This window comes from Dokdonia pacifica (assembly GCF_900188275.1).
Lineage (GTDB): Bacteria > Bacteroidota > Bacteroidia > Flavobacteriales > Flavobacteriaceae > Dokdonia > Dokdonia pacifica.
On the sequence record NZ_FZNY01000004.1, the window covers coordinates 269,927 to 283,885 of the forward strand.

Sequence of the window (13,959 nt, forward strand, 5' to 3'; positions counted from 1 at the left end):
TGGATGATACCAATATGACCGATGCTGGAGTAGCAGTGACTACAGATGTATTGGCGAATGATGATTACTTAGGCAATAATGATGGTCCATTAGGTACCACAACTTTAGTAGATACTGGTACAGGAACTGCTATGGGAGTTGTCGTAGTAGATCCAGATACAGGCGAGATTACCTACACGCCTACTTTAGGTGAAGCTGGAATGATGGTTACGATAGTATACGAGGTATGTAGTGATGATGGAGTGACTCCAGCACCAGACAACCCGGTATGTATGCAAGCGACCTTAACGATTACTGTTGGTGATATGGACAGTGATGGTGATGGTGTGAATGACGTATTGGATTTAGATGATGATAATGATGGGATCTTAGATACGGATGAATCTCCAGGTTTACCTGATCCAAGTGCAGATGATGATGGTGATGGTGTTCCAAATTACCAAGACACAGATATAGGAGTTGATGGTAATATGGATGGAGTGGTAGACGGTTATGATTTTGATGGAGATGGTGTTCCGAACCACTTAGATTTAGATGCAGATAATGATGGTATTTATGATGTAGAAGAGAGTGGAGGCGTAGACGCTGATAATGATGGTCAAGCGGATGATACCGATGGCGATAGTAGTAATAACAATGGAGTACCAAACAGTGCAGATAATGGCAATGGGAATCCACCAATTGATAGTGATCCTGCCAATGCAGATGGTCCAGACTTTTTAGATACGGATGCAGATGGTGATGGTTGTAGTGATGCGAATGAGGCCTACCAAGACAGCAATGCTGATGGAGGAGATGGTGGCCAGTTTGGAATGGGCGATCCACTGACTGTAAGTGGAGGCATGGTGAATGCTGATGGATCAGTAACTGCTGCACCTTATGATACAGGCGTTGTGTCTGATGTAACAACAGTTGGTCCAGACTTAGATGGCGATGGTCAATCAGATATTTGTGATGATGATGATGATGGCGATGGTAATCCAGATGTGACAGATCCAAATCCAAGTGCACCTACCGTAATGGACGATACCAATATGACCGATCCTGGAGTAGCAGTGACTACGGATGTGTTAGCGAATGATGATTACTTAGGCAATAATGATGGTCCATTAGGTACTACAACTTTAGTAGATACTGGTACAGGAACTGCAATGGGCATTGTAGTAGTAGATCCAGATACAGGGGAGATTACCTATACACCTACTTTAGGTGAGTCAGGAATGATGGTTACGATAGTGTACGAGGTATGTAGTGATGATGGAGTAACTCCAGCACCAGACAATCCAGTATGTATGCAAGCAACCTTAACAATTACTGTTGGTGACATGGATAGTGATGGTGATGGTGTGAATGATGTTGATGATGTTGATGATGATAATGACGGTATTGCTGATGTCGATGAGAATCCAGATGGAGTAGATCCGAGTGCCGATGATGATATGGATGGTGTTCCAAACTATCTAGATGATGATCCAATGGATCCAATGGTAGGGAATGCTGATGGAGAGATTGAAGATGGATTTGATGCAGATAATGATGGTATTCCAAACCACTTTGATTTAGATAGTGACAATGATGGTATTACCGACGTTGTAGAGACGGGTAACGGTGATTTAGATACAGATAATGATGGTGATGTAGATGCTGATGATACTGGTTTCACAGATAATGATGGAGACGGTCAGAGTGATAACACAGAAGGAACGGTGCCAGAGAACACGGATGGTAATCCAAATGATGGACCAGACTTCTTAGATATTGATGCTGATGATGATGGTATTCCAGATAATGTAGAGGCACAAGATACAGATGATTATACACCTCCAAGTGGAGATGATAATAACAACAATGGTATTGATGATGCATATGAGAACGGCGGTTACATTGATGATCCAACAGATACCGATGGTGATGATACACCAGATTACTTAGACACAGATTCAGATAATGATAATGTGAGTGATATGGATGAAGCTGGTCAAGGTAATCCAACAGGAATGGATACTGATGGTGATGGACTAGATGATGGCTATGATGATAGTGATGATACAGGCGTAGAGCCAGATGTGAATGATAATCTAGATACTGGAGCAGATGGTACAGATAATGATGATGATCCATCGATAGATGAAGTTGACTTCCGTGAAATCATGGACAGTGACGGAGATGGTATCCCAGATGTTGATGATGTTGATGATGATAATGACGGTATTGCTGATGTTGATGAGAATCCAGATGGAGTAGATCCGAGTGCCGATGATGATATGGATGGTGTTCCAAACTATCTAGATGATGATCCAATGGATCCAATGGTAGGGAATGATGATGGAGAGATTGAAGATGGATTTGATGCAGATAATGATGGTATTCCAAACCACTTTGATTTAGATGCTGATAATGATGGAATCCATGATATTGTTGAGTCAGGTCAAGGAGATTTAGATACAGATGGTGATGGCGATGTAGATGCAGACGATGATGTGTTTGCTGATGCAAACATGGATGGACAAGCCGATAACTCTGAAGGAAATACACCTACAGATACCTTGAATGATGGAAGCCCAGACTTCTTAAATCAAGATAGTGATGCCGATGGATGTTCAGATGCTAATGAAGCTTATAATGATCCAACTGCCGATGGAGGAGACGGAGGTTCTTATAGTACTCCTGAACCACCATTGGTGAATCCTGATGGGACAGTACAAGGTGCTCCATATGATACTGGTTTTGTAGAAGCTGTAACAATCGCAGATACAGATATAGATGGTGATGGAGTAGTTGGAGCGTGTGATTTGGATGATGATGGTGATGGAGTTACAGATGAACAAGAAGAGATAGATGGTACAGATCCAAACGATCCTTGTGATGTAGTAATTGCTAATCAGACATTGCCTACAGAAGATGTATTTAATGATGCTGATTGTGATAATGACGGATTAACAAATGAAGAAGAAATCACAGGTGTAGATGATCCAATGACACCAGCCGATCCAGATGGTAACATGACCGATCCATTAGATCCAGATACAGATGGAGATGGCGTGACTGATGGTGATGAAGCAAATGATGGTACAGATCCAAATGACCCTTGTGATTTAGTAGTAGCTAGTCAAACAGAAACACCAGATGATGCATTTAATAATGCTGACTGTGATGGAGATGGGGTGACAAATGATATTGAGATTAATACAGATAATACAGATCCATTAGATCCTTGCGATTACAACCCAGTGAATCAGGATATAACAGTAGTTAGTGCTGAATATAATGCTGAGGATTGTGATAATGATGGCTTGAATAATGGAGAAGAGATCACAGGAGTAGATGATCCAGATACTCCAGCTGATCCAGATGGTAATATGACTGATCCATTAGATCCAGATACCGATGGTGATGGAGTGACGGATGGCGATGAGGCAAACGATGGTACTGATCCAAATGATCCTTGTGATCTGATTGTGGCTAATCAAACGGTAACGCCAAGTGAGGCATATGGAGATTTAGATTGTGATGATGATGGATTAACCAATGATGAGGAAACTACGGGTATTGATGATCCAGATACTCCAGCTGATCCAGATGGTAATATGACCGATCCGCAAAATCCAGATACGGATGGCGATGGAGTCACTGATGGTGATGAGGCCAATGATGGCACTGACCCAAATGATCCATGTAGTCTAGATATCGGAAGTCAAACGGTAGATGCAAGTAACGAGTGGAATGATTTAGACTGTGATAATGATGGATTAAATAATGAAGAAGAGATCACAGGAGTTGATGATCCAGATACTCCAGCTGATCCAGATGGTAATATAACCGATCCATTAGATCCCGACACGGATGGAGATGGAGTTACTGATGGTGATGAGGCAAACGATGGTACTGATCCGAATGACCCTTGTGATCTGATTGTGGCCAATCAAACGGTAACGCCAAGTGAGGCATATGGAGATTTAGATTGTGATGATGATGGATTAACCAATGATGAGGAAACTACGGGTATTGATGATCCAGATACTCCAGCTGATCCAGATGGTAATATGACCGATCCACAAAATCCAGATACGGATGGCGATGGAGTCACTGATGGTGATGAGGCTAATGATGGCACTGATCCAAATGATCCTTGTGATTTAGAGATTGCTAGTCAAACATTACCTGCCTCTATGGAATGGAATGATTTAGATTGTGATAATGATGGATTAAATAATGGAGAAGAAATTACAGGAGTAGCTGATCCAGATACTCCAGCTGATCCAGATGGTAATATAACCGATCCATTAGATCCCGATACGGATGGAGATGGAGTTACTGATGGTGATGAGGCTAATGATGGTACTGATCCAAATGATCCTTGTGATCTAATTGTGGCTAATCAAACCGTAACGCCAAGTGAGGCATATGGAGATTTAGATTGTGATGATGATGGCTTGACCAATGATGAGGAGACTACGGGTATTGATGATCCAGATACTCCAGCCGATCCAGATGGTAATACAACCGACCCTCAAAATCCAGATACGGATGGTGACGGAGTCACTGATGGCGATGAAGCTAATGATGGCACTGATCCAAATGATCCTTGTGATTTAGAAATTGCTAGTCAGACATTACCTGCCTCTATGGAATGGAATGATCTAGATTGTGATAATGATGGCTTGAATAATGGTGAAGAGATCACAGGTGTAGATGATCCAGATACTCCAGCTGATCCAGATGGTAATATGACCGATCCATTAGATCCAGATACAGATGGAGATGGTGTGACTGATGGCGATGAGGCAAACGATGGTACAGATCCGAATGATCCTTGTGATCTGATTGTGGCCAATCAAACCGTAACGCCAAGTGAGGCATATGGAGATTTAGATTGTGATGATGATGGATTAACCAATGATGAGGAGACTACAGGAGTTGATGATCCAGATACTCCAGCCGATCCAGATGGTAATATGACCGACCCACAAAATCCTGATACGGATGGTGACGGAGTCACTGATGGCGATGAAGCTAATGATGGTACTGATCCAAATGATCCTTGTGATTTAGAGATTGCTAGTCAGACATTACCTGCCTCTATGGAATGGAATGATTTAGACTGTGATAATGATGGCTTGAATAATGGAGAAGAGATCACAGGTATAGATGACCCAGATACTCCAGCTGATCCAGATGGCAACATGACGGATCCATTAGATCCAGATACCGATGGTGATGGAGTAAGTGATAGCGACGAAGCAAGTGATGGTACTGATCCAAATGATCCTTGTGATTTTAATTCTAATAGTCAAACATTACCTACAGATGAAGATTATGACAATGCAGATTGTGATGGTGATGGGGTAACTAATGGCGATGAGACAGATGATGGTACGGATCCAAACGATCCTTGTGATTTCCTTGTAGATAGTCAAACAGTTTCTACTTCATTGGAATTTGAAAACTCAGATTGTGATAATGATGGTGTTGATAATGGTGATGAAATAGCGGATGGCACAGATCCATTGGATCCAGATACGGATGGTGATGGTGTGACTGATGGCGATGAAGCTAATGATGGTACTGATCCATTAGATCCTTGTAGTCTTGAGTTAGATAGTCAGACTGTAGAGCCAGATATAGAATTCTTAGAAGCAGATTGTGATGGAGATGGTATTCCTAATGGGGATGAATTAGGAGATGAAGATGATGACGGAACACCAGATTTCATAGAAGAGAATAATGGAGATCCAGATGCACAAGACGGACTTGAAGTCTTCGATATCATGTCACCAAATGGCGATGGACTTAATGATGTATTTGTTATTAGAGGTATAGAACAATTCCCAAATAATACAGTGCGTATATACAACCGCTGGGGAGTACTAGTATTTGATACTAGAGGATATGGACAAAACGATAATTTCTTTAGAGGAGAATCTACGGGTCGTGCGACCATAGATCAAGATCGTTTACTGCCAGTTGGAACCTATTATTATGTGTTAGAATACACAAATAATGAAGGAAGATTACAACAATTAGCAGGACCATTATACATAAATAGATAACTAGATTAAAATAAACACCTATGAGAAAAAGTTACAACGCCATCATAGCCATGGTAATAGTAGTTTTAGGTTTACAGACAGAAAATGCTGTAGCCCAGCAGGATGCACAATACACTCAGTATATGTACAATACCCTGAGTATTAATCCAGCCTATGCAGGTTCTCGAGGAGGACTAAGTATTTTAGGACTCCATCGAAGTCAGTGGGTAGGATTAGATGGCGCACCGCGCACACAAACATTTTCTATTCATTCTCCAGTAGGACAATCAGAAAGAGTGGGACTGGGACTAAATATTGTCAATGATGAAATATTCATTACCAATGAAACCTATATAGATATTGATTTTAGTTATACGATTCCTACAAGTGATAGAGGTAAGTTAGCTTTTGGAATCAAAGGAGGGGCACACTTGTTAGATGTCAATTATAGTGAAGCCAATCCTTTCCAAAATGGAGATGCTTTAGCAACTGCTCAAGATAATATTGATAATCGATTTACCCCGCTAGTAGGTGTTGGTTTATTCTATTATACAGATAAGTACTATTTAGGATTAAGTGCCCCTAATTTATTACGTACAGAGCATTTTGATGATAGTGAGAATAGCAATGATGCAAATGCTACCTATCTCGCTAGAGAACGAATAAATTATTATCTCACTTCAGGATATGTCTTCAATGTAACAGAAGATTTTAAGTTTAAACCTGCAGGACTTGTAAAGTGGGTAGCCGGAGCACCTTTACAAGTTGATGTTACTGCAAATGCACTACTCTACGATAAATTAACATTGGGCTTGGCGTATAGATGGAGTGCTTCAGTAAGCGCATTAGCTGGTTTTCAAATCACAGATGGTTTAATGCTAGGTCTTGCCTATGATAGAGAAACAACAGCATTACAACAATTCAATGATGGAAGTTATGAAATCTTCCTGCGATTTGAAGTCTTGAATAAACCAAAACGTCTCATCTCACCGAGATTCTTTTAAGTTCACCTAAGTTAAACTAAAGTATAAGACACAATGATGTTTCAGATAAAAAAAGCAATACGATATTCGCTCATAGCAACACTCATTATTGGAGGTGTTGGAGAGTCTTATGGACAAGAGCAAGTAGATGAGGCAAAACAAGAAATAAAAGAAAAGAAAACCGGAAGCGTAAAAAAAGCCGAAAAACGATTTGATCAATACGCTTTTGTGGACGCTCGAGATTTGTATTTAAGAATTGCAGATAAAGGAAATAAATCTCCAGAGGTTCTTAAAAAACTAGGAGACTCCTATTATTTTAATGGTGAATATCGCGATGCAGTCATCTGGTATGGTCAATTAGTAAATACAGGAGGAGATCAGGTAACTCCAGAATATTATTTCCGTTATGCACAATCATTAAAAAGTGTACAGCGCTATGAAGAAGCAGATCAAATAATGAGCGCTTTTGAAACAGCAAACGGAAATGATAAGAGAGGACAAATGTTTGTAAAAGAACGTGATTATCTTGCTGAGATAGAAAGACAATCTGGTCGATACGGTATAAAACCAATTAATATCAATTCAGGACTACAAGATTTTAGCCCTAGTTTTTATGGTGAACGCCTTGTATTTTCTTCAAATCGAGAGAATAGTACAGGAACGTTAATACATGATTGGAACGATCAGCCTTTTTTAGACCTCTATATAGTTGATAACCCAGAAAGTGACAATCCAATAATTAATAAATTAGAAGGAGATGTAAATACAAAATATCATGAAAGCAGTACTGTTTTTAATGATTTAGGGGATGTGATGTATTTCACACGTAATAATTATACAGATAGAAAGCTAAAACGTGATGAAGAAGGGACGAACAAATTAAAATTGTATAAAAGCTTTCGCGAAAGCGGACAATGGAGCATTGCCGAAGAATTACCATTTAATAGTAATGAATATTCTGTAGCGCATCCTGCATTAAGTCCAGATGGAAAAACTTTATACTTTGCTTCAGATATGCCAGGTACAAAGGGCTTGTCTGATTTATGGCGTGTGTCTATAAATGCAGATGGAACCTATGGAAATCCAGAAAACTTAGGAGAAACAATTAATACAGAAGGGAGAGAGACATTTCCGTTTATAAGTAGCGATGGAAGATTATTTTTTGCTACAGATGGCCATGTAGGTCTAGGAGGATTAGATGTATTTGTAGCTCAAATAGATGATAATGGAACGGTAGGAGATGCCTATAATGCTGGGAAGCCTGTAAATAGTAGTTATGATGATTTTGGATTAATCCTTAACAATGATAAAGGAGTAGGTTATTTCTCTTCAAATAGGGCTACGGGATTAGGAAACGATGATATTTATGGATTTACAAGAGATAAAAAATTATTGACTAATTGTGGTCAAGTGATCACGGGAATTACACGAGATGTAAAGACAGATGAAATTCTTCCAATGGCTCGAGTACAATTAAGAGACCAACAAAATAATGTAGTCACACAAACTACATCAGATGTTCAAGGGAACTACGGCTTTGACGGGATTAATTGTAATGATGTTTATGTAGTAAGAGCTGAAAAAGAAAATTACGATCCAGCAGAAGCAATCATTACAACAGATGGCGAACCCGGTAGAAGTTTAAAACGCGATTTGTATTTAAAACCACCAGTAGCTGTAAATGTAGGGGATGATTTAAATGAGTTATTAGGGCTTAAACCCATATACTTTGACCTAGACAAATCTTTTATACGTCCTGATGCCGAAAGAGAACTTATAAAGGTAATAGCGTTTATGGAGCAATTTCCAAATTCAAAAATAGATGTAAGAAGCCATACGGATAGTCGTGCAGATGATGCTTATAATATTGCATTATCACAACGTAGAAATACAGCTACTATTGATTATATAGTAAATGTAGGAGGTGTTAGTAGAAGCAGATTAACAGGGAGAGGTTATGGAGAAACACAGCTCACAAACAGATGTAGTAATGGAGTGGCATGTTCAGAAGGAGAACATCAATTAAATAGAAGAAGTGAATTTATAATACTAGCAAAATAATCACCACGCTTTACCCAACTTGAAATCCTGATTTCTTAATCGTTTTAAGATAAAAGGTGAATTATTTGGTGTTGTTTATAAAGAATAAAATAGAATCCCGCTGTACAAGAAAAAATTGTGTTCTTTTGGGTTAACTTAATCTAAAGTAGGGTGAACATAATGAGAATATCATTCATTCTCTTGTTAGGGAAGGAGAATAGTTGAGCATTCTCATCTAATGTATAGTGGGTATTTTATTCTTTATAAATAATGCCATTTTTCATGACAAAAGAAACCTTTGTCATTGTAGAAATATCCTTAATAGGATTTCCGTCTACAGCAATAATATCAGCTAGATACCCTTCTTTTAACTCACCTAGTTTACCTTGCATATCTAGCACTTTTGCATTTGTGATAGTAGCAGATTGAATAGAAAACATCTCAGACCAGCCAGTCTCTACCATATAGATAAATTCTTTGGCATTGTCTCCATGAGGAAATACACCAGCATCTGTTCCGAATGCAATATTTACACCCTCTTCGGCAACCATTTTCATTGTTTGGCGAATACCAGCATCTACCTTCATGATTTTAGGAATGATAATGTCTGGATAATACCCAGGGATATCAGCCTGTTGTCTTACATAACGACCAGCAGATAACGTAGGAACAAGATAGGTGTCATATTGCTTCATAAGAGAAGCAGTTTCTTTATCCATTAAAGAACCATGTTCAATGGTAGTAACACCTCCTTTAATGGCACGTTGCATCCCTTCTATCCCATGAGCATGTGCAGCAACACTCATTCCATACTCTTTAGCAGTTTTTACAATTTCATTAATCTCTTCCTGTGTAAACTGAGGATTTACTCCATTTTTACTTACACTCAGTACACCTCCAGTTGCTGTAATTTTAATTAAATCAGCCCCATTTTTATAACGTTGACGAACTGCTTTACGAGCATCTGCAGGACTATTTATAACTCCTTCAGCTGGGCCAGGATCTCCCATAAGATCTTTCTTATACCCATTGGTAGGATCGGCATGACCTCCAGTAGTACCTATTGCTTTCTCGGCAGTAAAAATTCGCGGTCCATCAACAGTCCCTTTATTGATAGCATTTCGTAAAGATACATTTACACCACTTCCTCCTAAATCTCGTACTGTTGTAAAACCAGCCATTAGAGTGCGTTCAGCGATTTCTGCAGCCGTATATGCAACATCAGCTTCATTTTTTGTAAAGGGTTCAATATACCTTTTCGGACTTGTTTCCCCTTCTATGTGAACATGCATATCTATAAGCCCTGGCATGACCGTTTTAGATGTAAGATCAATAACGATCTGGTCTTTTTTAGGCTGTGTATACCCATTGTCAATAGATATAATTTTATTCCCCTGTACTGTTATAGTTTGTTCTGTGCGAACAGTGCCACTTTCAGTATCTATTAATCTACCGCAATGCAACAATGTAGTCTCTTGTGCAAAAGATATACTACTTATAAAAAGGACAAAGAGAAATAAAACGATCTTTTTCATGGGTGATGGTTGTTTAGTGAATTATTTATTTACAAAATCAATAATAGTAGAAGTAATAAATGCAATTTGTTCATCATCAAGTTCTGTATGCATAGGAAGTGAGATCACATCTTGGACTAATTGATTGGTAACTGGAAAATCAGCTTCGTTATAACGATCATCTTGATACGCTTTTTGCTTGTGTAACGGAATTGGATAATAAACTCCACATGGAATCTGTTTCTTTTGTAAATGCGCTACCAATGCATCACGATCTGTATCCTTTAATCGTAAAGTATATTGATGAAATACATGACAATCACAGCTGTCACATATCACTGGAGTAATGATTTTTTCCTGATTCATAAAAGCCTCAGTATACTTGCGAGCAGCATCTCTACGAGCACTATTATAAGTATCTAGATGAGGCAATTTTGCACGTAAAACAGTTGCTTGTATAGAATCCAATCTACTATTTACACCTACCACATCATGGTGATAGCGTTTATACATTCCGTGGTTTACGATACCTCGTATGGTATGTGCCAGCTCATCATCATTAGTAAAAATAGCACCACCATCTCCATAACATCCTAGGTTTTTAGATGGAAAAAAAGAAGTTGTTCCTACATGTCCTATACCGCCTGTTTTAACTTTTTTGCCATCACGTCCTGTGTAAGTAGCACCAATCCCTTGCGCATTATCCTCAATAACATATAAATCATGCTCTTTTGCGAGATCCATAATGGCATCCATATTAGCTGCCATTCCAAATAAATGAACAGGCACTATTGCTTTTGTTTTAGGCGTAATAGCCTTTTTAATTGCTTCAATATCAATATTAAAATTAACAGGATCTACATCTACAAGCACAGGTGTAAGATGTAATAAAGCGATTACTTCTACAGTGGCAGCAAATGTAAAGTCAGCTGTAATTACTTCGTCACCAGGCTGCAATCCTAGTCCCATCATAGCAATTTGTAGCGCATCTGTTCCATTAGCACAAGGAATCACATGATTTACATCTAAATAACCTTCAAGTTCTTTTTGAAATGCATGTACTTCTGGACCATTTACAAAAGCACTAGATTCAATAACTTCTAGAACAGATGTATCTATTCGTTCTTTTATTTTTTGATATTGACCTTTAAGGTCAACCATTTGTATCTTTTTCATAAGGTGTACAAGAGTTTTTACTCTTTAATTAGGATAAGACTGATTGTGTTTTCAATTAAGAAAGTTGTAACGAAAATACAAAAACTCGCCCCTTCCAACAATCTATTTTAGGACAAAGCGCTATTTTAGCAATGTATGCATCGTCTATATTCTAGTATTCTCTATATCATCCAAGCAATTTTGCCTATATCTGGACTTTTTAGTTCAAAGATGAAGTTGTTTGTAAAAGGACGAAAAGACGTTTTCTCTACATTACGAAATGTCATCACAGATCAGGATCGTGTCATATGGTTTCATGCAGCTTCATTAGGTGAGTATGAGCAAGGAGTTCCTGTGATGGAGGAAATACAAAAAAGATATCCAGAGCATACGTTAGTAATTACTTTCTTCTCTCCTTCAGGGTATGAGGTTAAGAAAAATAACGCTTTCGCGAAAGCGACCACCTATTTACCCCTTGATACTCCAGCAAATGCTCAGTTATTTCTAGATGTAGTACACCCCGAATTGGTATTTTTTATTAAATATGAATTCTGGCCGAATTATTTGACAGCCTTGAAAAAGCGAAATATAAAAACGGTTTTGCTCTCTGGGGTTTTCAGAGAAAACCAACCTTTTTTTAAATGGTATGGAAAATGGATACTTAAAAGTTTTGAAGCTTTTGATCATTATTTTGTACAAGATAAAGCATCCGTAATGGCTGCAGAAACTATAAACCTCCATCCAGTTACAATGAGTGGTGATACACGTTTTGATAGGGTGTCTCGTCAAATAGAAATGGACAATACCATAGATTTTATTTCAGCATTTAAAGGAGATCAAATGTGTGTAGTTTGCGGAAGTACATGGCCAGAAGATGATCAAGTGCTTACTACCTTTATTAATAATCAGAAAACTGACACCAAATTTATTATAGCGCCCCACCAAATAAAATCAGATAAAATAATAGCATTACAACAAAAACTTGACGTAAAATCTGTTTTGTTTTCAGAAAAAGAAGGGAAGAAGCTCTCTGATTATAGAGTGTTTATTATAGATACCATAGGATTGCTTACAAAAATATATAGTTATGCAGATGTTGCTTATGTAGGAGGAGCACTAGGTACAACAGGCTTACATAACATATTAGAACCTGCCACTTTTGGAGTTCCAATCATAACAGGAGCTAATTTTGAAAAATTCCCAGAAGCAAAAAAACTGCGCCAACTAGCGGGTCTATTTGCTATTTCAAATCAAGAAGAACTTGACGAAATATTAAATAAATTATTGATAGACCCAAGGTTCAGATCCCAGACAGGAATGATTGCAGGGCATTTTATTAATAGCAATACAGGAGCTACAGAAACCGTTATGGAGTATATAGCAAATGTATATGGGTAGATTATTTTTGAATGTATTATGGATAGTACTGCTTACCATCATTACACAAATAGGAGGGGTTGTATATCTTATAGCTACAGTATTATACAGGAAAAAGACACTTAAAAAATGGAGTGCATTTATAGTGCTATATCTTATGTGCACCTTTTTTGTTGTTCCTTATGTGGCACCCATTTTCGGAAGAGAGAAAGTAAAAACAAGTGATACTATTAAAATACACATGCTTTTTACATCTCTTGCCAATAGAGATTATGTAGTTCCTGAAGTAAATGAAGTGCTTGCCAATGTTTCAGAGAAGTTGGTTAAAAAATATCCAAAAATAGAAATACATTGTTTAGATGCTAATTTTCCATTCTTTAAAGGTTTTCCGCTGCCACCACACTTAAGTCATAAAGATGGGAAGAAATTAGATATTTCTTTATTGTATAAAGATAAAAATGGGGTGATAGTAAATGACAAACCCTCTGTAAGTGGTTACGGAGTGTTTGTTAATCCCGCTGATGGAGAGTATGATCAGATTTCAGTGTGTAAAAGAAAAGGATATTGGCAATACGATTTTCCTAAGTATCTTACATTAGGAACGATACATCCAGAATTAAATTTCTCTGAAAAGGGAACAAAAACACTGCTACAACTTCTTACACAAGAAACTTCTATTTCTAAAATTTTTATTGAACCACACTTAAGGGATAGAATGAATATAAGTCATATGAAAATTAGATATCATGGATGTCGTGCAGTAAGGCATGATGACCATATCCATATTCAAGTTCGTTAATCTTATTTCATAAACAATAATCTATAATTACGCGTTTTGTTCCTTGTATATACGGTTTTGAC

Annotated in this window: 7 protein-coding genes; 5 read left to right on the forward strand and 2 right to left on the reverse strand. The window is 38.0% G+C overall.

The features are described 5' to 3' along the window. Positions 1 to 14 precede the first annotated feature (14 nt). From CHB80_RS24670 to CHB80_RS13655, 3 genes are read left to right on the forward strand one after another with little or no spacing between them, the layout of a single operon-like run. Entirely contained in the window at positions 15 to 6,050 is a 6,036-nt protein-coding gene (locus CHB80_RS24670) for a T9SS type B sorting domain-containing protein (RefSeq protein WP_218823091.1), read from the forward strand. A gap of 20 nt (positions 6,051 to 6,070) precedes the next feature. Beyond that, positions 6,071 to 7,033 carry a PorP/SprF family type IX secretion system membrane protein gene (locus tag CHB80_RS13650; protein ID WP_089372048.1) on the forward strand — a complete coding sequence of 321 codons (963 nt, stop codon included), beginning with the start codon at positions 6,071 to 6,073 and terminating at the stop codon, positions 7,031 to 7,033. A 33-nt stretch (positions 7,034 to 7,066) separates the two neighbouring features. Beyond that, on the forward strand, positions 7,067 to 9,073 hold the full coding sequence (locus tag CHB80_RS13655) for an OmpA family protein (RefSeq protein ID WP_229746952.1): 2,007 nt from the start codon (positions 7,067 to 7,069) through the stop codon (positions 9,071 to 9,073). Between the two features lie 233 nt (positions 9,074 to 9,306). Here CHB80_RS13655 and CHB80_RS13660 read toward each other — a convergent pair whose 3' ends face one another. After that, complete coding sequence (locus CHB80_RS13660) at positions 9,307 to 10,587, reverse strand: metal-dependent hydrolase family protein (protein ID WP_089372050.1); 1,281 nt, start codon at positions 10,585 to 10,587, stop codon at positions 9,307 to 9,309. A gap of 21 nt (positions 10,588 to 10,608) precedes the next feature. Beyond that, complete coding sequence (locus CHB80_RS13665) at positions 10,609 to 11,742, reverse strand: DegT/DnrJ/EryC1/StrS family aminotransferase (RefSeq protein WP_089372051.1); 1,134 nt, start codon at positions 11,740 to 11,742, stop codon at positions 10,609 to 10,611. A gap of 135 nt (positions 11,743 to 11,877) precedes the next feature. Here CHB80_RS13665 and CHB80_RS13670 point away from each other — a divergent pair, with 135 nt between their 5' ends. Together CHB80_RS13670 and CHB80_RS13675 are read left to right on the forward strand one after the other, a co-directional pair. Beyond that, positions 11,878 to 13,119, forward strand: a complete 1,242-nt coding sequence (locus CHB80_RS13670) for a 3-deoxy-D-manno-octulosonic acid transferase (RefSeq protein ID WP_089372052.1) — start codon at positions 11,878 to 11,880, stop codon at positions 13,117 to 13,119. Next, entirely contained in the window at positions 13,112 to 13,897 is a 786-nt protein-coding gene (locus CHB80_RS13675; protein WP_229746953.1) for a hypothetical protein, read from the forward strand. The genes CHB80_RS13670 and CHB80_RS13675 overlap by 8 nt, the downstream gene beginning before the upstream one ends. Positions 13,898 to 13,959 lie beyond the last annotated feature (62 nt).